Consider the following 22,123-nt stretch of genomic DNA (forward strand, 5'->3'; position numbering starts at 1 on the left):
GAGTCGCTCTCAGCTCAGCGACTTCACGACTTCCAAGGCGTCGTTGACGTGCTTGCCCACTCGCAGCTGCGAGGAAAAGGCGTGGCGCACGACGCCTTGCTTGTCGATGACAAACGTCGCGCGTCCGGGCATGATACCCAAGGTCGAGCGGATGCCGTAGCTCTTCCGCGCGGCACCGTCGGGGTCGCTGAGCAACGTCATGGGCAAGTTGTGCTTGGCGCTGAAGCTCGTGTGGCTCTCGGCGGAGTCGGCGCTGATGCCAACGACTTCGGCGCCCGCTTCGGCGAAGACGTCGTACGCATCGCGGAAGCTGCACGCCTCAGCGGTGCAACCCGGCGTGCCGTCCTTGGGGTAGAAGAACAGCACGACCGACTTCTTGCCCGCGAAGTCCGAGAGCTTGACGGTCTTGCCGTCGCCAGCGCTGAGGTCGAAATCGGGGGCCTTGTCTCCAACTGCAATCATGTTCGCTCCTGAGGTCGCTGAGCGGGCGCGTGGCCCGGCGAGTTTGCTCATCAGACCCAAGGCGGGGGCCTAGCGTTACACGCGGCGTGGAGGTTTTTGTTTGGGGGGGAGGGGAAGCTACGAACGAGGCGCTTTTTCGGCCTTTTCAGCTGCCTTTAGCCTCCGGTCTACCGCGGTGCGCAGCCTTGCTCGGCCGCGATGCAGCAGCACCCGTTGGTTCTCTTCGCTGAGGTCGAGCATCTGAGCGGCCGTCGGGCCGTCGAAGCCTTCGATGTCGCGTAACACCAGAACCATGCGTTGCCGCTCGGGCAGCTCTTCGAGGCAAGTCTCGACGAGCTCGAGCAGTTGCTTCTCTCGCAGCGAATCTTCGGGATCGCCCTGACCCCAGTGACCAGGCGGTTCGCGCCACTGACCGAGCAAGAAGCCGTCGTCTAGAGCGCCGTGAGCCTCTTGCTCCAGCTCGACGCGACGTTTGTCCGCGGCGCGTCGGGTGCGGGCGCGGTTGATCGCGATGCCCGTGATCCACGTGGAAAGGCGACTCCGCCCGTCGAAGGTGTGGATGCTCGCCACGACGCGCCGCCACGTCTCTTGCACCACATCTTCGGCTGCGGATTCATCACTGACGATACGCCGTACGACGCGCACGAGGCGCATATGAAGCTCAGTGACTAGTTCACGGAATGCGCTCGCATCGCGCGCGACCAGTTGTTCGACGAGGACGCGATCTTCTGGGTGCATGCTCACCCTTCGGATGGATCCGGGACGTCGGCAGGCGCTTCCATGAGCGCGCCGAGCGCGTGTTCCAGGCTTTCCTCCGAGGGTGTATCCACGTCTGGCTTCAGGCTCTTCAATGTTCCTTGCAGGCGCTCGAGTTGCGCCACGTAGCGACGGCAGCGGGCGCAAATCGCGAGGTGGAAGTCCGCCGCGCGCCGCGTGTACGCGGACGCCTGACCGTCTTGGATGTCACCCCAAGAGCGCGCCAGCTGAGAACAGGTGAAGACCATTTCGGGGTTTGACCTCGGGAAGTGACCGAACGTTACACGTGAAGTGCGCTGCGGAGCACCCACTGTCACTTCGAGGTGCGGTTACGGCTCCTCTCAGCGTCACCTGGAGGTTCCCTCACCCCCAAAAACTCTGGGAAATTCAGCGTATTTGCGGGTGGCACCGGGCTTGCTGAAGGAGGGGCAACCACCTGAAAGGCAGTCCCATGAAACTCTCATTCGCTATCGCTTCCGTCGCCCTGTTGCTCTCCGCCTCGAGTCACGCCGAGCCCGTGACCCAAATCGAGAGCGGGGTCACTGACGACGCCTTCGCCGCGGCGGGGCCCGTCGTGGACAGCAGCTGCAGTGGATACAACGTGCCCAGCTGGCTCAGTAACGGGGGTAAGTTCGCGAGCTCTGCTTCCGCGCGGCTAAACAGCCTGAACTCGATGTCCGAAGCCAGCCGCAAGGCGGCCTGGAACAGCGGCGACGAAAAGCGCTGGTTTGGCAGCTACAGCAAGACGCGCTTCAACAACGTGAAGAGCCGTATGGCGAAGGTCACCACCATCTTGCAGAGCTCGAAGCTCGACGTGAAGTGCAATTGGAGCAAGTCGTACTACGGTCATGCTTCCCCGGGGAGTTACAAGATTACGCTGGGCTCGGAGTGGAAGGAAGAGCGAAGCGACCGAGCAGACAAGGTGCAGACCTTTGTTCATGAAGGGGCTCACATCGCGGGTGCCGTTCTCGGCGGTGAAGTTCGCAACAAGTACGGGGTAAGCGACGCGCTCACGCGCGCACAGAAGCATCCGGGCACGGCGGTGCGCACCGCGGAGAACCTTGGCTACTACGCGATTTGCCGGAGCAGCTACTGGAAGGGCAAGGGCGGCTGCCCCTGAGCGTCGCCGCGTAGCTAGAAACCGAGTAGGCTCAGGCCTCGATGGCACAAAACGTCGAGGCCTATGAGCCATTTCGCGCGCTGGGCGCTGTACTCGAAGTCGTGCGGTTTCCGTATGGTACGCCGACCCAGCAGCTACTCCTCGAGGCAATGCGGCACCTGGCCGCACGGTACGACGCGCGCCTGGCGAGCCTGAACGGTCGGATCCCGGAGCACGTCTTCCGTATCGAGATCCTCGAGGAAAAGTGCCCACCAGTCCCGACGCCGATTACGTTTCAGGAGCTGTGGGGTAGCGGATACGATGTCGAGGCGGATCGCATCGACATGTACGCCTACTCCGAGCGCGGCCTCAGTGTGAGGGCGGGGGGAGGACTTGCGCGTGCGCTACTCGATCCTCCCTACGGGCTGCGTAAGGGACTCAGCGCGCGTCTCGGCACTCCGGGCTACCCCGATCTCGACCGCGCCTGGATGCGCGACTTCGTGCACCGCTTCTGCTCAGAGGTGCTCGACCTGCCGGATCTGCGCGAGACGGCTCACCTCACGATCCACGAGTGGTCTACCGACTGGTCGAACTTCTTCGACGCCGGTCGAGAGTGGTGGGGAACCTTCTGCTGGACGATCGAAGATCGCAAGCGAGACTGGACGACGGCGATTCTGGCTTCGTCTACTGATTAGCCTCTTTGAGTTCGCAGACCAGGTTCGGGGGTGAGGCGCGTCGGATCCGGGGGAGCTCCTCGCTCTGCCGCGCGCCATGGTGCAGCGCTGGAAGCGCACGCTCGGCCGCTGAGCTAGACGACCGGCTGCATGTGCTGCTCGAGCCAGCGCCGCTTCCCGGGAGCACTTCGGCAGCCTCACCCCCAAGCCCGGCGCCGAGGTGCTGAGGGGCGGTCCTGCGACGCTAGGGAACCGTCGCCAGGCGTAAATGCCCGGCGGAAATGTGCTGGAACGCCCATGCGGCCAGCAGGATTTGGGCAAGGCGAGCGGTTTCACGCGCTCCTGTCGCGCCGAACTGCACGCCAAAGCCGTTGTGCTCCACCCAGCGCACCCAGCCGCTGACTTGGAAGGCTTGCGCCCCCGAGCCAAAGCGCAGGGTTACGACCTCGCCGTATTCTGGAATGTGCTGGGCGAGCACGAAGGCGCCTCCAACGCTAACCCTCTCGATGAAGCAGTGGTCGTCGCGACCGTCTCCCAGCACTCGACCATCGATGGGCGAGGCGATGGGGGTAAGGGTGTGGCGTCGCTGCTTTCGATAGACTCCTGATCGCATGGCTTACTCCTCACGTCGGACCCCCCCGTCCTTCTGATGTGGGCCGAGGGATGCAGCCGTGAGTCGATGTCGTCAAGGGACCGATGTCATATTGTGCAGGGTCAGCCGTCCGGTTTGTGGGTCAAGGGCGATATCGCCCCGCGGAAACGTGACGATGCGCTTAGGCCGCGAGCACAAGCTGCGCGAGACGCGCCGTCTCACGTGCGCCAGTCACGCCGAACTGGAGGCCGAACCCGTTGTGCTCGATCCAGCGCACCCAGCCGCTGACCTGGAAGGCTTCAGCCCCAGAGCCGAAGCGCAGGGTCACCACTTCGCCGTACTCTGGCACGTGCTGGGCGCGCACGAAGGCGCCTCCGACGCTGACCTTCTCGATGAAGCAGTGGTCGTCGCGACCTTCTCCAAGTACTCGGCCGTTGATGGGTGAGGCGATGGGGGTGAGGGCGCGGCGTGGCTGCTTTCGATAGACTCCTGATCGCATGGCTTTCTCCTGCGCGTCCAAGTAGCGAAAGCCGTGCCGCATTGAGTAGGCGCCCGCAGCGCCCCGTGCAGCTGGGATTTTCGAGCGGTCTCAGTAGAGGTCGGCGCAGCGAACTGCGTTGTTCGCCGCGACAAGGTTGCCTCAGCGACTACAGACTGCCCCGCGCGCCTCGAGGCTGAGGGCACGCTGGCTCATCAGCTCCTGCTTGCCCTCGGTGCAGCCACAGCCTGCGTCGCGCACGCGCTGTGTGGCTTGTTGCACCATGCGCTTGGCTTTTTGACAGCGCTCGGAGCTCTCACCCGCGAGGGCACAGATGCGTTCGGCGCTGCGCTCCATCGAGTGCAAGGCGCGGCAAGCGAGATCGCACGGCGAGCCGCGCAGACCCACAGGGCGATCCTCGGCGTCCTTGTCCTTGGCTTCGGGGGGTGAGGTGCCTGGCGTGGTCGCGGTGCCTCCACCCCCGCCTTGAGCGCGCTCCGGGTGGCGCTTCTTGCCGGTTTCTGGCACGACGGGCTCAGGCACCTTGGTGCCGTCGCGTTCGGTCTCGTCGTCAGAATCCGCGCGGTAATAGTTTGTGCGCTTGCGACTGAGCTGCTCCTCGAGGTGCTTGTTGGCTTGCACCAAGTCGAGATCGAGCGCGTCAAGCTCACTCTGCTCGGAGTCAGCGAGGGGCCTCTCATTTACTGGCGGCGGGGACTCGAGGTCGTCCTCCGGGGCCTTCGGTGTTGCTGCTGGCCGCGCGCTACACGCGGCGCAAAGGAGCGCCGTGCAGGCGAGAGCGGCCCACCCGTGAAGCTCTCGGCAGCCCGCTCTCGACATGACGACTGAGCGTACTACCTCTCTCCGCGTCGCCGCCGCGGGAATCTCCGGATGCGCCGCAATCCAGCCAAAATCAGCCCGACTGCGAAGGCCCACGCCGAGTGGGTCGAACCGCTACCGGGGAGCTGACAGCCGCAGCCGCGTAGCGATTGGACTGAATAGAGTTGAGCCGAACGGATCGTGTCGTCGTCCGAACCGCCCGCCGATGGGCTGCTCATGGGATCGTCCTGGAACTCGTAGCCGTAGCCTGCGGACGTCTCACCCGCCTTTGCGAGGTCGACCCCTTCAGGGCCATCGAGGGGCTGCATCAGCGTGTTCGGCTTGCCTTCGACTACCCGCGATTTGTCGACGGCGACGAAGCTCGTGTAGCGCGTGACCAGGTTGAACTCGAGTCCAAGCTTGGTGATGCCTGCTTCCGCTTCGCCGCGGCTCTGGCCTGAACGCAACAGCTCTTCGAAGTCGTTGATCTGCCCGCGCGCCCAGATCGAGCCGAGCACGAGCTTCGAGCGATCGCCGAGCCCGGGGTCCTTCTGAACGACCTGGATCTCGTAGGCTTGTTTGCCGGCCCGCGCGGAAATCTTGAGCGGGCTACTCGGTGGCTTCGTGTATTCGCCATGCACCGCGAGGGCGTGGCTCGCGAAGAGATCGGGCACTTGGTTCGGCGTGACGCGCCGGGGGTCCATGCCGCCCCAGTTGATGTGTAGATCCGTGAGGATCGCCTGATCGATGACGTGGTAGAAGCGATTCACCGCGCCGAGGGGATCCTCGCGGGAGCTCACGTAGGTGGGGACGCCGCGCCCAGCCTTGCTCAAGCCATCGATCAGGTGACGGTTGGGCGAAGAGCCAACGCCCATCGTGAAAACCCGTGCGTTGGTGTCTTTGCTCGTCGCGGCTTGAGTGAAGCGCTTGCCCTTCTCGATCAGCTCGGCTTCGTTCCCGACGAAGCCATCCGTCAGAAAGAACACGTAACGGTGTCGCCCCGGCGTCATGCGTGGCGCCAGAGCAGCGTCGATCGCCTTCGCCATTTCCGTGCCACCACCGGCGCGCAGATCGCTCACGAAGTTCGCTGCCTGTTGTAGTGTGGCGGAGTTCACGGGGCGCGCGCTCTCGAACAGGCGCTTCGTCCCCGAAGCGAACGTGATCACGTTGAAGGTGTCCATCGGGCGCAGACCGCCGAGGGCGTCGTGAATCGCGTCGCGGCACAGGCTCAGAGGCAAGCCGCTCATCGACCCGGAAACGTCCACCACGAAGATCAACTCACGACGGCCCACCAGGGAGTCCACGTCCACTCCGGGCGGCTGGATCACCAGCGAGAAGTAGCCTGGCCCGCTGTCATTCGTCGTGAACAGCGTGGCGCGGGGACGGTTGTCTGCCACACGGTAGCGGAAGACGAAGTCGCGGTTGGGGACGCTCGCTTGATCCTTCAGCGCGACCTTCAACGCGCCGCCGCTCAACGTCTGCTTGACCACCTGGTGGGTTGGAATGTCGATGTCGGTGAGCGGCTGGCCGGCGTTGGCGACGACTTCCAGCGAGATGTCGTGTCCGCTCCGCGTGCCTTGACCGACGTAGGGCGGTGAAATGCGTGATGCATCGGGGACGCGGGTCGTATCCGCGCGGGTACCGGATCCCGACTGCGGTCCGCTCAGCGCCTCGCCGGGCATGTAACGGGGACCGACGACCATCGGAAACACGAACTCGTACCAGCCGGCGTCGTAGCTCAGGTCTTGCACATAGCGCACGACGACTTCGATCTTCGACTTCGGGGGGATGTTGGCGACGCTCTGGGTGAAGACGTTCGGCCGCTCCTGCTCGAGGAGGGCCGCGGTGTGGCCCTGCTTCTTGGCCTTTTCGTAGGTGCGCCGCGCTTCATCGCGCTTCTTGATTTCCGCGTTGATTTCCCGCTCGCCGATCTGCATGTGCATGTGGTTGACGGCGCTGTTCTCCGGCAGGGGAAACACGTACAGCACTTCGATGGGGTTCGTGGCGCTGTTCTCGTAGGTTTGCCGCACCTCGACCTCGGCGACGAATTCCGTGATCTTCGCGGAAACGTGCGTGTGCTTCAGCGGGACTTGCGCGCGCTGCTGCTCCGCCTTGGCCTTCGTCTTTTCGCTGTCCACGACTTCGAGCCGCGGCAGCTCTCCGGGATCGGTCATCACCGCGGCGGGTAGCTTGCGGAAGCCCTTGGACCAACTCGAGGGGTCGAGGGTCGGTTTGTCTGTCCGGCCCTGTCCGCTCGCGCTCCCAGCGCACAGCAGCAACAGCCCCAAAATCCCCAGCCAACTCAGCTGCATTCGCCCGCCACCCATAGCTCCCCCTTACCCCGCAAAGGTCTAGAGTGGGCCGAACGCGCGACAAACCACGGCCTTACACCCCCGATCACTTTTTTGTTGGGGGAGAGGAGCGGCGCTCAGAGCCGCGTGCGACTTCGAGCTGGTTTCAGGTTTGGGGTGATACGCACGGCGCTGGCAAAGGGTCTGCCTAGCTCCTACGCGGAGCCGCGACGCGTGCTTCCCGGCGCGCTGTTTCCCGGGTCAGGCCTTACTTAGCAGGTCGCGAACGGCTTCTTCGAAGAGCTCTGGCTTGCGGATGGACGCGATCAGAGCTTGGCGACCCTTGTGCTGTTCCAGGTGCCAGCACACGAGCGCGCCAAAGCGGTACCAAACGCGCTGCCCCGAAGACATCGCGTTCAGCACGTTGCCAACCAGCTCGTCCTCCAGGCTGCCGTCGGTTTGCGCCAGCGTCGTCGTCAGCTCCGCGTAGCGCTCGGTCACTGCCTTCGCCTGCGCGGGGTCGGCGTAGACTTGATAGTCGTCATCGCCGTCGAGGCGATGCTGCTCACTCCGCGCTGGATACGCTGCGTGCACCCCCATGCCCTCGAGCTGAGTCATGAAGGTCACCACGGCTCGCAGCTTCGGCGCCTGATTGAGGTCCGTCAGCGCTGGCGCACTGCGCAGCGCGAGGAACCCCACGTGGTGCGCTTCGTGAGTCGCGTAGAAGCCAAGCTCCCGCGGGTCATCGACGAAGTGAGGGTGCGCGACGTTCAGGATCAAGTCAGGAGGCGCTGCGACGCCGATGTCGTAGCCCGCGACCAAGTACACCTCGCCGCTGAATACATTTCCTTGGGGTAAATAGCGCGCCGCCGCGTTCGCCGCCGCGAGCAGCTCCGTGTCGCGCCCCCGCCAGGCGTCGAGCACGCTGCGGGTCGGCGGATGTCGCTCCAGGCCCTTGAACACATCCTCCAGCGCGGCTTCCGGGGTCGCGCCTGTGTTCCCGGAGAGCTTTTGATGACGCACGATCGCTGCTAGCGCCGGATGCGCCAGCAGCTTGGGGCGCAAGCTCGGATCGCCACTCCCCGTCATCAACAGCTCCGCGAAGGAGCCATCCACCCGGCTCGCTTGGGGGGGAGGGGAAACAGCCGGGACGCGGCGTGAAGTCGACGGACCACAGCCCGCGAGCGGAGCACTCAGTGCCGCACCGATGGTTCCAAGAAAGTCTCGCCGCTTCACGGCGCGGAGGCTGCGTTGTGCATCCACCGCGCGTCAACCCCAGGCTCCCTTGGCCGCTAGCCCCAGGCGTCTTCGGGGAGATGGATACTCGTCGGTGAGCGGCCTTGGGCGAACGCTTCGTCCAAGAGCGCGTCCACGTTGCCCAGCACCGCCGTCGTGCGATGCGTCGGATTCAGCGTTGGCTGACCTTCGAAGTCGAACAGAGGATACTTCTTGTTAAGTCGCCCGAGGTAGCGCAGCTCCTTGCCGCGCAGCGCGCGGAAGAACATCCCGGCGTCCCCGATCACGGCGAACATGCGGTGATTCGCCAAGGGGACGATGTCATCGAATACTTCGAAGAAGCCAGTCACCGAGTGCTCGAGCACCCACTCACCGTTCTCGAAACCGAAGACTTGCAGGCGCCCTTGCCAGTCGTCGGCTTCCGTGTCCGCATCCAGCGCGACGATGCGACCATCGCAGAACACCACGCCGCCCTGTTGATGTGATAGCGTGTCTGCTATCCGAGTAGAGGTGCCGTCTGCGGTACGCACGGCGTAAATGCCGTCGCAGAACGCCTTCACCGCCAGCCACTCCCCGTCGGGTGAAGGCACCACACACGGTAAGCCGTTGACGATCGGAGGGTCTGGCCTGACGAGCAGATCTCGCTCGGTGTCGTAGGCGAGCGCCAGGTACTCGCCGTTCTCGCTCTTCGGGAAGGCGAAAATCCAACCTGGATAGGCTTTGTCTCGAGAGAGCTGCCCGTCAGGCAGCTGCTTGCGCAGGCCGTCGATCGGCGCAGTGTGTGCTGGCTGGGTGCGGTGGGCGGTTGCTTTGAATACCAGCGCCGGGTTGTCCACGCACGCGGGTGGCAGCTTTGAAGGGTCTTGATCCCCGAGGAAAGCGCGATCGCCGAGGGTAGCTTGCAGCTGCTTCACTCCAGCGGGGGAGAGGCAGTTTTTCTGCAATGCGAGTGGCTTCAACGCCTCAGAGGCTACGTCGACGATCGCCTTGGCGCCGGAGTCGGAGATCAGATTCTCGCCCAGAAACAACGCTTCGAGGCCTTGGACGGGACCTGCGGCGAGCGCCCGTGCCCCCACGTCGGTGAGACCGCAGCGTGACAGGGACAGCCTCTTGAGCGACTTGAACCCTGCAAGCGCCTTGGCGCCGCCGTCACCGATGGGGTTCGTTGTCAGCGCCAGGAGCTGCAGCCTTTCAGCGAGCGGTCCCTGCGCGAGGGCGGAGACTCCGGTTTCCGTAACCTTGTTTCCGTCGACCAGCAGGTCGTTCAACGGGAGGCTTCCACCCCCCAGCGCCGCGAGGCCTTCATCGCCCAGCTGGCAGTTGCGCGCCTCGAGTCGCTGCAGGGACTGGAGTGAGGCGCCGCACAGCGCGTTCAGCCCCAGCGGGCCCACCGCGATTTCGTTCAGCACCAAGTCCTTCAGGCTGCTCGCGAAGTTGCCCCGAGCGAGACTCGCCAAGGCGTCCGCGGTCTCTTGCGTGGGCGCCTGGAGGTCGGCCCGCATGCCGTAGTTGGGCGCGAAGCTGCGAGTCAGCACCAGACGCTGGAGGGTGTTCAGTCCCTGGCCTTCACCAAGCGCCTTCACCGCCGCTGCGCTGAGCTTTGCTGCGGTGAGGTCCAGAGTCTTCAGGGTTTCAAAGCTAGCGGCGACCGCGCGCATTTGCTCCACGCCCAGGGTGAGCGAGCCGAGCCCTAATGTCGTGAGGCGCTTGCCCAGAGGTGACTGACCAAAGTCCTCCAGGGCCTTTGCAGAGTACTCTGCGCGGGGAGGAGGGCTACCGTCGTGCGCCGCCCTCGAAAACGTCGCCAGGGAAACATGCGTCGCGGCCCCCTCCAGCATCAGTCGCTCGAGCTTCGGGAGCGCGGCGTCGCCTAGCGCGATCAGCGCCCTGTCATCTACGCCGCAGTAGACGAGCTCGAGGGAGGTCAGCTCCGGGAACTCGAGCTTGGCGAAGGCATTGCCAAGCTTGTTGTAGGACAGGGTGAGGTCTTCGAGTTGCTTGGCCAGCGGATGCGCCGCAAGCGACGCCACGGCCTTGGAGGTCAGTCGGCTAGCTCCGAGGTTCAGGATGCGTACCCCGCGGAACCAAGCGGCGTCGAGGAGCGCGTCGAGCGCGGCGTTGTTCAGGTTGGCCCCCCAGAGATCGACGCGCTCGATGGTCGCGCCCTCGAGGTGCGGCGACATGGCCACGAGCGCCTGCTCGACGGGCACCTTTCGAGATAGAAACGGGGACCCCGACCCCATGCCGCGCTGAGTGGGCGAGTAGCCGGCGCGCAGATCGATCGCGAGACGAGTCCCAGAGCCGTCAGGCCGCGGTTCTTCGATCAGGATGCGATCGATTTCCCACTGTTTGCGGAGGTTGGCTGGGAACTGGTCGCGGAGCGCGGCTGCTGACATGGGGCGCCTTTCGGGGTTCGAGAGGCTTCCCAGCTTAAGTGGCCGGGCCGAGGCTCCGTACTGCGCAGAGCAAACCCGAAGGTTCCCCGAATTCTCAGGCTCGTCGTCGGTTTGGCACAGAGAGTGCTTAAGTACGCTCACCTCAGACCGTTAGGGACGTGCCATGAACGCAGCATTGAACTGTATCGAGATCTCCGGGGAGTCCGACTCCAGCTTCGAGGACGCGATCCGCGCAGGGATCAGCCGCGCGGTGGACACAATCCACGGCATCGAAGAGGCGTGGCTCGAGAATCAGCAGCTGCTGATCCACGAAGGCAAAGTGTCTGGCTTCCGCGTGACGATGAAGCTCAGCGTAGCCAGCTAGTCACACCGAGGCGTCTTGCGACGCACGCAGGTGGGCGTGACCGCGGTTCCGAGATAGAAACGCGGGATGTACCTGGCCGACCTGTCGTCTCACGAGCACATGCAGAGGATTAGGAGCGTGGGCTGGTTGGAGCCGGAACACGAGTACACCCGAGGCGCAGTTGATCCTTCCGATCTGCGTCGGCTCTGCGAGCTGGCGGTTGACCCCTGGATGCCGGCAGTCGCCGGAGGCTTCCACGTCTGCAGGTTCTGCGGGTTTACGGGTGGACTCGAGTGTCAGGGTATCAAGTTGACCGGGCTCGGCTGGTCGAATCTGTACATACCCGATGGCAACCGCATCTACGAGGCTCCCTCGATGATCGTGCACTACATCGACGCCCACGGCTACGCACCGCCCGAGGAGTTCTTGAAAGCCGTGCGGAAATGTCCTGAGATGAACAGCCCGGAGTACGACGAGCTGATCTTGTCCTCCGGGGGCAAGAGCCTGATGGAGCCGCCGAGCCAATGAACTTCCGGCTGTACGCTGAAGTCCTCGAGGGCCTGTTTGGAACGGCTCCCGTTGGCGCTGGTCCGAGCGCGTTGGACGCCGCCGAAGTGCGGTTGGGCTGCGCACTGCCAAAGACTCTGCGGCAGTTCTACGGCGGGGTTGGGGGAGAGGATCGATCAGCGAACTCGATGGGAGTGGCGTCTTGCTCGGCGCCCCGTTGGATGAATCCCGTCTCGACCTGCTTTGCGAGCAAACCAGGCTTCGAACCGCAGTGACGCTCCAAGACGTAGCGACCTCGCTCGAGAACTATGAGCGCTTTCTGACCCGAGTCGTCGAGTACGACCGCGTTTGGGCGCTGCGTGGTGAAAGCGGCTTCGAGACGTGTGAGTCGAACGAGTTTGAGGAATGCAGCGTGTTGCTCTTCTGGTCGGACGCGGCCTACGCACGGCGCGCGGCGAAGAAAGATTTCCCTGAGGCAACTCCAGAGTCGATCTCGCTGTTCGATTTTCTGTTTCGTTGGCTTCCTGGGATGGATGAGGACGGTGTTCTTGTCGGACCGAATTACACAACGGATCTGTGTGGACTCGAAGTGGAGCCTGCTGACGTTCAAGGAGAACTCTGGTCCCGCTTGTCCGACGAACGGCGCGCGGACTTCGAGGGGCACCTGGAGCGTGATGAGTGAGGTGCTCAGGTTCTCCCTCACCCCCGAGATTGAAGGGCCTCCACGAGGAGCTTGAACGCTGCGGAAGGCTGGCGGCGGCTGGGGTAGTAGAGGTAGTAGCCCGGGAACTTGGGGCACCAGTCATCCAGCACGCTGACGAGTCTGCCTTGTTCGATGTCCTCCACCACGGAGTTGAGCATCAGGAAGGCGAGGCCAGCGCCATCGATCGCTGCGTGACGAATGAAATGGATGTCGTCACACGTAAGCTGACCTTCGACGCGCACCTTGATCTCGCGGGTTCCCTTCGAGAGCTCCCACGGGTAGAGCCCGCCGGTCCGGTTGAAGCGCAGATTGATGCAGCGATGCTGGGCAAGATCCTTCGGATGCTTCGGCGCGCCGTGTTGCGCGATGTACTCCGGTGAACCGACGACCAAGAGGCGCATCTCGGGTCCAACCCGCACGGCGACCATATCCTGCTCCAGCGCTTCACCCAGGCGCACCCCGGCATCGAAGCGCTCGGTCACGATGTCGGAGAAGCGTGAGTCGAGAGATAATTCTACGTGGATATTGGGGTAGCGCTGGAGGAAGCCTTTCAGCACAGGCCACAGCACCGTTTCTGCGGCATGGCGTGAGGTGGTGATGCGGATCGTTCCAGAAGGCTCCTCACCCAGTGCGCGCACTGCTTCGAGCTCATCGTCGATCTGCGTGAGCGCTGGCCGCAGGGTCTTCAGCATCCGCTCGCCCGCTGGCGTGGGCGCTACGTGGCGCGTCGTGCGATTGAGCAGCCGGATCCCGAGGCGCGCCTCGAGGTTCCGCACGGTGCGACTCAGCGACGATTGGCTGGTGCCCGCCTTGGCGGCCGCCCCGCTGAAGCTGCCCTCGGCGGCGACCAGCATGAAGGCATACAAATCACCCAGATCTTCGCGTTCCATGCTCCGAGCATAGCCTCGGCGGGCCGGAAGATTAATGCATTCCTGATATAGACCTATCCCTTACTGGGGGCCTATACCGCATAGCTCGGTTGCCCTACCTTGAGGGGATGAGTCAACCGAAGCCCATCGCCGCCGTCGCCAGCAACCGAAGAGGAGTGGCGCCGGGCTGGCTCCTCGTCGCGGCGGTCGGCCTCATCGGCTGCGCGACCACTCGGCGCTCGATGGCAAGGCTGTCGACTGGCTGGAGAAGGTCAGCGATGAACAGTATGGCGCCGCCGGAGAGTGAGTCGCTGTCGGTAATTGCCGCAAGGAATAATTGAAAGGAAGCGAGTCATGATTCTGAAAGAGACATACACACTTGAGAATGGCGTCGAGATCCCGAAGCTCGGCCTCGGCACTTGGATGATCCCGAACGACGACGCTGCAAAGGCCGTGCAAGACGCGGTGGCGCTGGGGTATCGACACATCGACACCGCGCAGGCCTATGGAAATGAAGCCGGCGTTGGAGAAGGGGTGCGAAACTGCGGGCTTCAGCGCGAGCAGATCTTCGTGACCACGAAGCTCGCGGCGGAGGTGAAGTCCTACGAGAAAGCGGTCGAAGCCATCGACGGCTCATTGAAGACGTTGGGGCTCGACAGCATCGACTTGATGCTGATTCACAGCCCGCAGCCCTGGATGAGGTTTGGAGAGGAAGACCGATTTCTGGAGGGCAACCGCGCTGCGTGGCGCGCTCTCGAGGAGGCGTACCGTGCGGGAAAGCTGAGGGCGATAGGCGTCTCCAACTTCGAGCGGGTCGATCTCGAGAACGTCTTCGATGCGTGCTCGGTCAAGCCGATGGTGAACCAGATCCTCGCGCACATCAGCAACACACCGGACGAGCTGATCGGGTACTCCCAAGGTCAAGGCATGCTCGTCGAGGCGTACTCCCCAATCGCCCACGGTGAGCTGCTGAAGAACGCACGAGTCACCTCGATGGCGGAGCACTACGGAGTGAGCGTGCCCCAGCTGTCCATCCGCTACACCTTGCAGCTTGGTCTGTTGCCGTTGCCCAAGACGGCAAACCCCAAGCACATGCGCAACAACGCAGAGGTTGATTTCACGATCTCCGATGAGGACATGAAGGTGCTCGGAGATCTGCCTCGCATCGACGACTATGGAGAGGCGAGCAACATGCCCGTGTTCGGTGGCAAGCTGAGCTGAGCCGGGCCGCACACAACTGAATGGTGAGCAAAGAACTGAGCTGTGCACGCCCGGCGCTCCGGAGAGAGGCGAATGAAGATGGAGAAGCGAACGTTAGGAAAGAGCGGACTGGAAGTCTCCGCGCTGGGCTATGGCTGCATGGGTCTGAATTTCGGCTTGGGCAACGGCGTCGAGCGCGAGGCCGCGGTCGCCATGGTCCGCGCGGCCTTCGAGCGAGGGGTCACCTTCTTCGACACGGCAGAGGCCTATGGTCCCTTCACCAACGAGGAGATTGTGGGTGAAGCGGTGGCGCCGTTTCGCGACCAAGTCGTGGTCGCCACGAAGTTCGGGTTCAAAGGCGGCCGCGCTCTAGAAGGCGTGGACAGCCGCCCGGAGCGGATCCGAGAAGTGGCCGATGCGTCCCTCAAGCGTCTGAAGACCGATCGCATCGATCTCTTCTACCAGCACCGTCCCGACCCGAACGTGCCCATCGAAGAGGTCGCAGGCACCGTCAAGCAGCTGATCGCCGCCGGCAAGGTGAAGCACTTCGGTCTTTCCGAGGCTGGAGCCGAAACGATTCGCCGCGCCCACGCCGTGCAGCCGGTGGCGGCGCTGCAGAGCGAGTACTCGATGTGGTGGCGCGAGCCGGAGGAGCAAATCATTCCCACGCTGGACGAGCTAGGCATCGGCTTTGTTCCGTTCAGTCCGCTCGGGAGAGGCTTTCTCACGGGGAAGATCGACGACAAGACATCCTTCGGTGAGAAGGACTTTCGCAACATCATTCCGCGTTTCTCCGCGGAATCGCGCAGGGCAAACCAGGGCCTGGTGGACAAGCTGTCCGAAATCGCGGCGGGCAAGGGCGTGACGCCCGCGCAGATCGCCCTGGCGTGGCTCCTAGCGCAGAAGCCGTACATCGTTCCAATCCCCGGCACGACCAAGGTCCATCGCTTGGAGGAGAACCTCGGTGGGGCCAGTGTTTCCCTCACCCCCGAAGATCTGACCAGCATCCACGCTGCGCTCGACGCCATCGAGATCCAAGGAGCGCGCTACCCCGCGCAGTTGGCGGCGTTGACGGGGAGATGAGCCTGACCTAGCGCTTGAGCTTCGCGTACATCGCGAGCGAGACGCTGCGCCATGCGGCGCGTTGGTCGTCGGGCGTGCCCGCCTTGGGATGCTCGAGCTCTTTGAGATCGAAGTCCGGCGCCTTGAGCACCTTGGATATCGCGATGTCGCGCACGGCGTTGTTGCCCAGCATGGCGCCACCGATGGCCATGGTAAACCAGTGCCTTGCAGGTAGCGCGAGCGTGCCCATCCAGGTGCGTAGCGTGCCGGCAATCAGCGCTGGGCTGCGCGGCTCGCTGAAGAGGAGCGCAACGCAGCCATCGAAGGTCGCGCTGTCGTTTCGGTCGAGCGCTGCCCGCATCACCTCAGCGGCTCGGCCGTCGTGATTCTCTAGCAGTGCCTCGCGAAATCGCTCGAGCGGCGGCATCGCCTCCAAGCGGCGTTGTTTCTCGGCGCGCTCTTCCGCCATGCGCTCGGCAGCGCGATCACGCTCTTCGAGGTAGTAGTCGCCCAAGCCGCCCTTGACCTTGTAGTCGCTCGCCGCGACTCGGGCAGCATATCCCGTGAGGTAGGTTTCCAAGGAGGCGGCGACTAGCTCAGGTGAATCGTCGTGGTAGCAGAGGAAAACGCGCCCAGTTTCGCCGTGTACGGCGAGCATGTCCGACTCCAGACCGGCAAACGGGAGCCAGTGGTCCGACTCCACCTCAGCGCGGGTGGCGCTGCGAGGGTTGTCCGCCTCGCGCTCGAAACCGATGAGCAATAGCAAGTTCTCTTGCTCTGCTACGGCCGACCGAGTGGACAGCCAATTGAATCCTCCGGGAAAGAATCCGTTGCCCTCTTCGGGTTGGCCGTTGTGTACCTTCCACAGCGCACGCAAGTCACGCGGCAGCTCCACCCCGAACGCCTCTTCGGCTTCGCGCAGCTGCTCGTCGCTCGCCCCTTGCGCCAAGTTTTCCGCCAATCGAGGCGCCCCATTGCTCTGCATCCAGTGCTGGATGACCTCGACGGCAGCGCGGATCCGCTCGGACATCGCGACGTCCTTTCACGGCGGTGGCACAACGTCCAGTAACTCAAATAGCTGCAATAGACAGGTCTGACTTCTGTGGTTTCCGACACAATTGTCAGGATTTTGCTGACGCCGACTTCAGGGGTTTGCCGAGCGGGTCGTTCGAGACTGCGTGATGGGGGGAATCACGCAACTCGAAGCCCATGGACCGACGCGCGTTTGGGCGCGGACGTGGGCGATGCTTGCTGGGGTCGCGACGCTGGTGTTTGGCGTGGGTGCCTACCTGGATCAGCAGAGCGTCGATGAGCGGGGCCGTGTGGTCGCGGGCGCGTTTGCCGACGGCACCGCGATGCTGATGCAGAAGCGCATCGAGGCAAAGGTGAGCAGCGTACGCGCGCTGACGCGAGACGGAGGGCTCCGGCGCTTTGCCAAGCAGGAGACACCGGAGCTGCGTGCCGAGCTCGAGCAGCGTTGGGGCGTTTTGATCGAAGAGGACGCGCGGCTCTTCCAGGTCCGTCTGCTGAGCGCTACTGGCCACGAGCGCTTGCGGGTAGAGAGGCGGCGAGGCCGAGTAATCGCCACGCCAGTCCACGAGTTGCAGGATAAGTCCGGGCGCGACTACGTCGAAGCCGGGCGCCGCTTGAAGCCGGGTCAGCTCGGGCTGACGGCTATCGAGCTGAATCGGGAACATGGCTTCGTTGAAGTCCCGTGGCGACCCACGTTCCGCGCGTTGATGCCCATCCATGAGGCAAACGGTTTGCTGCTTGGACTCGTGGTGGTGAACTTCGACGCAGAGGGGCTGCTCAGCCTGGTTAGCGCGGCTCCGCCCGGAAATCACGCGGCCCTGTATAGCGAGCGTGGAGATTGTCTGAGCGGTTGCGCGCCTGGGACCGCATTCATGGGTGCGTTCGGCGTACTACCGGTGCTGCCCCAGCAGCAGCCAGAAGTCTGGCGCTGGGCGGAAGCGCGGGCTTCTGGGGAGCAAATCCACGGCCGCAAGGACTACGTTCTGCGATCCATCCCGATGAGTGTAGGCGCTTCACGGGCGGCCTCCGATAGCGGCTTCAAGCTGCTGATCGACTTCGAGCGCGCTCCACTGTTCTCCGCGCGTTCGACCGCGTTGTTCGTCGGAGTGCTCGTGCTGCTGGGCTTGGCGAGCTGGCTCTGGAGCCGAAAAGTTGCGGCGCACGGGGCGGCGGTCGCGTCCGAGGAGCGCGCCGTAGCGCAGATGTACCGCGCGGAAAAAATGGCGGCTTTGGGTGGCATTGTCGCGGGCGTCGCCCATGAGTTGAACACCCCAATCGGCAACGCACTCGCCGTCTCCAGTTCCCTGAGAGACTTCGTCCGCGACTTCGAGGAGCGAATAGCGCGCGGGCAGGTGAGCCGGGGAGAACTGAACGAATTCCTGACGGATATGCAGGAGGGGACGAAGCTGCAACTCCGGAGCTTGAGACGCGCGAGCGAGCTGGTCTTCCACTTCAAGCGGGTTGCCGTCGACCAAGCTGGGGAGCAGCGCCGGCAGTTCTCGCTCCATGACTGCGTGGACGACATCGTCGAAGCCCTACGTCCCAAGTTCAAGGGCACCGCGGTAGAGCTCCGGGCGGACTATGGGATCGATGCCACGCTCGACAGCTATCCGGGGCCGCTTGGCCAAGTGCTAATGAACCTGATCGAGAACGCGCGCTTGCACGGCTTTCGCGAGGACCAGCACGGCGTGGTCCGCGTGATGAGCAAACGCATCGCGGGGAACTTGGTCGAAATCACGGTGAGCGACGATGGGGCGGGGATCCCGTGCGAGTCGCAGAGTCGGGTGTTCGAACCCTTCTTCACGACCCGGCTCGCGCAGGGCGGAAGCGGTCTCGGACTCGCCATCGTTCATAACCTGGTCACAACCCTCCTCGGCGGAACCATTGGTGTTTCCTCGGGGGAAGAAACTGGGACGACGTTCCGCGTGGCGCTCCCAATCGTCGCGCCAGCGGTCAGCACAGCAAACAACCAGCATCGCATGGAGAAGTTCAATGAGTCCCCCAGAGCAGCCTGAAATCACCACCGACTTGGCCTGCATGAGCAGTGGCAGCCTCGATTGGCTGTCGGACGATCGTTCTTCTGAGCCGGAGTTCGACCTGGAGGGAGACAGCTACTGGTACGTGATGATCGTGGACGATGATGAGGAGGTCCATCAGGCTTCGCGCTTCGCGCTGCGACGCTTCGAGGTCTTTGGTCGCTCCATTCGCCTGCTCCACGCGCGCTCAACGAAGGAGGCGATGGATCTGATCACCATGTACGACGACATCGCGGTGGCGATGGTCGATGTCGTCATGGAAACGAAAGACGCTGGGCTGCAGCTCGTGCGCTGGATGCGTGAGCGGCAGCGTGGGCTGACGCGAATCATTCTGAGAACCGGGCAACCCGGTGATGCGCCACCGTTGCGGGTCGTGCGCGAGTGCGACATCGACGACTATCGAACCAAGTCAGAGCTCGACCGAGAACGCATGCTGTGCTGCTTGACGACCGCGATCCGCAGCTATCGTGAGCTGCGTCGCCTGGACGAGAACCGCCGGGGCCTCAAGGTCATCGTGGAGAGCGTGGCCGAGCTCTGGTCGCAAGAGAACCTCTCATTGCTTTCCTCGGGGATCTTGACGCGCATCGCCGCGGTGCTTGGGGTGAGTCCGAGCGGCGTCGTGTGCGTGGGCCCGAGCGACTGCGAGGCCGAAGCCACAGGGGAGTGCTTCGTCATCAGTGGAATCGGCCGCTACAGAGACGTGAACCGCAAGTTGCTATCTCGAATCGCGAACCGCGCCGTTGCGGAGATGCGCGATCGAGTCGGCGTTGGTGAAGTCGTGCATCACGGAGGAATGCTCGCCATGCGCTTTTGCTGTCGGCGGGAGCAGCGGGAGTTTTTCGTATGTTTGGAGGTACCCGGTGAAGTGTCGTCAGAGAACCTTGGGCTCTTGCAGCTCTTCGCGAGCAATATCTCGGCCTTGCTGCACAACGTGGAGCTGCTGCATCGTCTCGACGCCCTTGCGTTCGAAGATCTCGAGCTCGGCATCGGAAACCGAAACGCGCTTCGACTGGCCCTCACTCGCGTGTTCGAAGCAACGGAGCCGTGCCGCATTGACCTGCTCACGATCGAGGTCGACGAGCTCGAGGACTTGGCCGCCACGTTCGGCGTTGACTATGCGAACGAGGTTCTCAGCGCCCTAGCCGAGCGCTTAGAAGAAGTGCCGGGTGCGTTGTCCGTGACGCGCTCGAGCGATCACAGTCTCTATCTGCTTGCTAACCGTGCGGAACTAGATTCGGAGGATGTACAGCGTCTCGCCAAGCGGCCGGTGCAAGTACGAGACGATTCACTCGCATTGCAGACCACATGCTCCGTCGTGGCAATCGACGAGGAGACGCCGGCAGACCAGCTGATGCAACGAGCCACGACCGCGCGTTTGGCTGCGAGGTCCGAGGCACGCGGTGGGATCCTCCGGTATTCTCCACGCATCTCGGAAGCGGTCAGCGAGCGCACGCAGCTGCGTGCTCGCCTGCGCGACGACCTCTCGCGGGGAGTCGGCGTGGAGGTGCACCTCCAACCCAAGGTCTACCTGAAGGACGGAAGGCTGTGCGGCGCCGAGGCACTCGCGCGCTGGCAGGTGAACGGAAAGGATATTTCTCCGGGGAAGTTCATCCCAATCGCCGAGTCGAGTGGGCTAGCGGCCGAACTAACCCTGGCTTCGCTGCGCAAGCTGGGAGACTGGCGTCGCCGCGCAGGCGCAGGCGCGCCCAACGTCGCGATTGCGGTCAATCTGTCCATGTCCGAGATCCAGCAACCCGGCTTTGCCGAACGCCTGCTAGCGCAGGCGCGCGAGTCGGATCTGCCGCCAGCGCTGCTTGAGTTTGAGGTGACCGAGAGTCAGATGGTGAGTCGACCGGATGTCGTGCGCGATGAGCTGGGGCGCCTACGGGACGCGGGCTACCGCCTGGCGTTGGATGACTTCGGGACCGGGTACTCATCCCTCAGGTACGTTCAGCAGCTACCAATCGACACGATCAAGATCGATCGCGAGTTCGTGAGCACACTCACGATGGGCAACGCACGAGGAAGCATCGCGGCCTCAGCCATCGCCATGGCGCGGAGCTTCGGGCATGAGGTCGTTGCGGAAGGCGTGGAGACCGAGGAACAACGCCGCGCGGTGCAGTCACTGGGCTGTGAGATTGCCCAAGGTTACCTCTTCGCCAAGGCGATGCCGCTCGCTGAGTTCAGTGCTCGCTTTGCGCGCTGACCGCGGGACGGAACCCTGCGCGCCGGAGCTTACCGCTCCCTTCGGGGAACCACTCATCGCGTAACGCGAAGTAGTGGAAGCGATCATCGAAGCCGACTCGGTGAACCAAGTCGCAGTCCGCGGGGACCGTTTGGGACACGAGGTACAGCACGCAGGGTCGATCCCATTCCGCCTCATTGGCTTCGCAGAGCTCTTTCCCGGTGAGCCGTCTGAACTCCGCGTCGACCTCTTCCCATGAAGGACACGCTCCAGCTGCCGCGAAGCGTGCGCGGACGAACGGGCCGAGCTGCTGACTGCGCTTGACCTCCTCGAAGCGGGGGCCTCCGAGTTGCAACATCACCGGATACTTCAGCACAAAGCCGAGTGCACAAGCTGCCGGCAGCGCAAACACCGCTTTGAGCCACCAGCGTGCTTCATCTCGCATCGCAGGTGAGACACGAGCCCGCGATTCGGCTTGGTTTGGGGGTGAGGGTTCAGCGTGAGGCGCCGGACTCCACCACGCTGACGCTGCGAACCACGCGCGATCGTGGTTGCGCGTTTAGGGGCCGCAAATAGACTTGCGGCGGTGAAGACTCGATCCGCGCGGTTGCTCTCGTCGGCGCGGCTGGCGACCCTCGGCACCGAACGTCTGCTCGCCTACAGAGATAACCTATTGTCGCTGCAGGAGAGCCTGAGCAGCTCTGACTGGGACGAGACCGACATCGGGAAACGGGATGCCGAACGCGTCTACTTCAAAGACGACCCGCGCTGGGTGGACGCCTACGCTGCCCTGAAGCGCGAACTCAAAAAGAGAGAGCACGTCGATCGATGAGTACCGTTGAGGGGAAGCGGCGCGCGTCACCTTCACTCTGCGGAGCAATACGTCGAGCCGGATTGGGCACGGCAGGCTTGGCGGAAATCGCCTGCGGAGGGGTTCGAGTCGTTGATGCAGATGGCTTCGGGTTCGCCGTAGGAGCTTTGCTGATTGATGCAGCACTGCGTGAAGTTGTCCGTGCACGCACCGGAGATGGTCGTGCCGCCGAGCTTCTGGCAGTCGGTCGCGATTTGCTGCGCGGAATTGCTGCTGAAGAAGATGTGGCAGGTGTCGGCGACCAAGCAGCTGAGCTTCGCTGGGGTCGTGCAGTCGGCGGTCGTCGGCGCGTCTTCTTCTTCTTCCTCGGCGGCGTTCTCTTTGCAGGCCAGCAGACTGAGGAACAGCACCACCGCGACGGCGCCGACGTTGCGGAGCTTCCCCGAGGTTTGGCTGGAGTGCGTGCTTGACCTACCGGACATCGGGAACATCTGCCTGGGTTATGGGCTGCGGTCACCCGTCATTCGCTCGCGTGTGGGTTCAGAGCCGTTTTTGCGGTCAGCGTGGCGTCG

At 63.6% G+C, this 22,123-nt stretch carries 23 protein-coding genes; 10 read left to right on the plus strand and 13 right to left on the minus strand.

Annotation, left to right across the window (positions count from 1 at the left end):
• Positions 1 to 9 precede the first annotated feature (9 nt).
• From H6718_19665 to H6718_19675, 3 genes are all read right to left on the minus strand, one after another.
• Positions 10 to 462: a peroxiredoxin gene (locus tag H6718_19665; protein ID MCB9587630.1), complete on the minus strand. Its 453-nt coding sequence runs from the start codon at positions 460 to 462 to the stop codon at positions 10 to 12.
• Between the two features lie 117 nt (positions 463 to 579).
• Positions 580 to 1,200 (minus strand): sigma-70 family RNA polymerase sigma factor, encoded by a 621-nt coding sequence (locus tag H6718_19670; protein MCB9587631.1) that lies wholly within the window; start codon positions 1,198 to 1,200, stop codon positions 580 to 582.
• Between the two features lie 2 nt (positions 1,201 to 1,202).
• Positions 1,203 to 1,466, minus strand: coding sequence for an anti-sigma factor (locus H6718_19675; protein ID MCB9587632.1), 264 nt, complete (start codon positions 1,464 to 1,466; stop codon positions 1,203 to 1,205).
• Positions 1,467 to 1,669: 203 nt separating this feature from the next.
• On the opposite strand from H6718_19675, the gene H6718_19680 reads away from it, so the two are divergent.
• Both H6718_19680 and H6718_19685 read left to right on the plus strand, forming a co-directional pair.
• Positions 1,670 to 2,338, plus strand: coding sequence for a hypothetical protein (locus H6718_19680; protein MCB9587633.1), 669 nt, complete (start codon positions 1,670 to 1,672; stop codon positions 2,336 to 2,338).
• 41 nt (positions 2,339 to 2,379) lie between these two features.
• Entirely contained in the window at positions 2,380 to 3,012 is a 633-nt protein-coding gene (locus H6718_19685; GenBank protein MCB9587634.1) for a hypothetical protein, read from the plus strand.
• Between the two features lie 223 nt (positions 3,013 to 3,235).
• Here H6718_19685 and H6718_19690 read toward each other — a convergent pair whose 3' ends face one another.
• From H6718_19690 to H6718_19715, 6 genes are all read right to left on the minus strand, one after another.
• On the minus strand, positions 3,236 to 3,604 hold the full coding sequence (locus tag H6718_19690; protein MCB9587635.1) for a PilZ domain-containing protein: 369 nt from the start codon (positions 3,602 to 3,604) through the stop codon (positions 3,236 to 3,238).
• A gap of 160 nt (positions 3,605 to 3,764) precedes the next feature.
• The gene (locus H6718_19695; GenBank protein MCB9587636.1) at positions 3,765 to 4,082 is read right to left on the minus strand and encodes a PilZ domain-containing protein; all 318 of its coding nucleotides are present in this window, start codon (positions 4,080 to 4,082) and stop codon (positions 3,765 to 3,767) included.
• 141 nt (positions 4,083 to 4,223) lie between these two features.
• Positions 4,224 to 4,901 (minus strand): hypothetical protein, encoded by a 678-nt coding sequence (locus H6718_19700; GenBank protein MCB9587637.1) that lies wholly within the window; start codon positions 4,899 to 4,901, stop codon positions 4,224 to 4,226.
• A 14-nt stretch (positions 4,902 to 4,915) separates the two neighbouring features.
• On the minus strand, positions 4,916 to 7,207 hold the full coding sequence (locus tag H6718_19705; protein MCB9587638.1) for a VWA domain-containing protein: 2,292 nt from the start codon (positions 7,205 to 7,207) through the stop codon (positions 4,916 to 4,918).
• 225 nt (positions 7,208 to 7,432) lie between these two features.
• Positions 7,433 to 8,407 (minus strand): hypothetical protein, encoded by a 975-nt coding sequence (locus H6718_19710; GenBank protein ID MCB9587639.1) that lies wholly within the window; start codon positions 8,405 to 8,407, stop codon positions 7,433 to 7,435.
• A gap of 56 nt (positions 8,408 to 8,463) precedes the next feature.
• Positions 8,464 to 10,803 (minus strand): hypothetical protein, encoded by a 2,340-nt coding sequence (locus tag H6718_19715; GenBank protein MCB9587640.1) that lies wholly within the window; start codon positions 10,801 to 10,803, stop codon positions 8,464 to 8,466.
• A gap of 163 nt (positions 10,804 to 10,966) precedes the next feature.
• On the opposite strand from H6718_19715, the gene H6718_19720 reads away from it, so the two are divergent.
• The 3 genes from H6718_19720 to H6718_19730 all read left to right on the plus strand — a co-directional run bounded on the left by H6718_19720 (position 10,967) and on the right by H6718_19730 (position 12,335).
• Complete coding sequence (locus tag H6718_19720; GenBank protein MCB9587641.1) at positions 10,967 to 11,167, plus strand: dodecin domain-containing protein; 201 nt, start codon at positions 10,967 to 10,969, stop codon at positions 11,165 to 11,167.
• Between the two features lie 66 nt (positions 11,168 to 11,233).
• Positions 11,234 to 11,674, plus strand: coding sequence for a hypothetical protein (locus H6718_19725; GenBank protein MCB9587642.1), 441 nt, complete (start codon positions 11,234 to 11,236; stop codon positions 11,672 to 11,674).
• A 250-nt stretch (positions 11,675 to 11,924) separates the two neighbouring features.
• Positions 11,925 to 12,335 (plus strand): DUF2750 domain-containing protein, encoded by a 411-nt coding sequence (locus tag H6718_19730; GenBank protein MCB9587643.1) that lies wholly within the window; start codon positions 11,925 to 11,927, stop codon positions 12,333 to 12,335.
• 17 nt (positions 12,336 to 12,352) lie between these two features.
• On the opposite strand, the gene H6718_19735 is transcribed toward H6718_19730, so the two are convergent.
• A complete protein-coding gene (locus H6718_19735; protein ID MCB9587644.1) occupies positions 12,353 to 13,246 on the minus strand; it encodes a LysR family transcriptional regulator in 894 nt (297 codons plus the stop codon).
• Between the two features lie 333 nt (positions 13,247 to 13,579).
• Here H6718_19735 and H6718_19740 point away from each other — a divergent pair, with 333 nt between their 5' ends.
• Entirely contained in the window at positions 13,580 to 14,446 is an 867-nt protein-coding gene (locus tag H6718_19740) for an aldo/keto reductase (GenBank protein MCB9587645.1), read from the plus strand.
• Positions 14,447 to 14,524: 78 nt separating this feature from the next.
• Positions 14,525 to 15,508, plus strand: coding sequence for an aldo/keto reductase (locus H6718_19745; protein MCB9587646.1), 984 nt, complete (start codon positions 14,525 to 14,527; stop codon positions 15,506 to 15,508).
• Positions 15,509 to 15,515: 7 nt separating this feature from the next.
• Here H6718_19745 and H6718_19750 read toward each other — a convergent pair whose 3' ends face one another.
• Positions 15,516 to 16,517 (minus strand): SMI1/KNR4 family protein, encoded by a 1,002-nt coding sequence (locus H6718_19750; GenBank protein ID MCB9587647.1) that lies wholly within the window; start codon positions 16,515 to 16,517, stop codon positions 15,516 to 15,518.
• Between the two features lie 151 nt (positions 16,518 to 16,668).
• On the opposite strand from H6718_19750, the gene H6718_19755 reads away from it, so the two are divergent.
• Positions 16,669 to 18,534: a HAMP domain-containing histidine kinase gene (locus H6718_19755; GenBank protein ID MCB9587648.1), complete on the plus strand. Its 1,866-nt coding sequence runs from the start codon at positions 16,669 to 16,671 to the stop codon at positions 18,532 to 18,534.
• Positions 18,512 to 20,761, plus strand: a complete 2,250-nt coding sequence (locus tag H6718_19760) for an EAL domain-containing protein (GenBank protein MCB9587649.1) — start codon at positions 18,512 to 18,514, stop codon at positions 20,759 to 20,761. Before H6718_19755 ends, H6718_19760 begins: the two co-directional genes overlap by 23 nt.
• Here the strand turns inward: H6718_19760 and H6718_19765 are convergent.
• Positions 20,739 to 21,185, minus strand: a complete 447-nt coding sequence (locus tag H6718_19765; GenBank protein MCB9587650.1) for a hypothetical protein — start codon at positions 21,183 to 21,185, stop codon at positions 20,739 to 20,741. The two genes, H6718_19760 and H6718_19765, sit on opposite strands and share 23 nt — an antisense overlap.
• Before the next feature lie 141 nt (positions 21,186 to 21,326).
• Between H6718_19765 and H6718_19770 the strand changes: the two genes are divergently transcribed.
• Entirely contained in the window at positions 21,327 to 21,572 is a 246-nt protein-coding gene (locus H6718_19770) for a hypothetical protein (protein ID MCB9587651.1), read from the plus strand.
• Positions 21,573 to 21,604: 32 nt separating this feature from the next.
• On the opposite strand, the gene H6718_19775 is transcribed toward H6718_19770, so the two are convergent.
• Entirely contained in the window at positions 21,605 to 22,033 is a 429-nt protein-coding gene (locus tag H6718_19775) for a hypothetical protein (protein ID MCB9587652.1), read from the minus strand.
• Positions 22,034 to 22,123: the final 90 nt, after the last annotated feature.

The organism is Polyangiaceae bacterium, from assembly GCA_020633205.1.
In the GTDB taxonomy this organism is placed as follows: Bacteria; Myxococcota_A; Polyangia; order Polyangiales; family Polyangiaceae; genus JAHBVY01.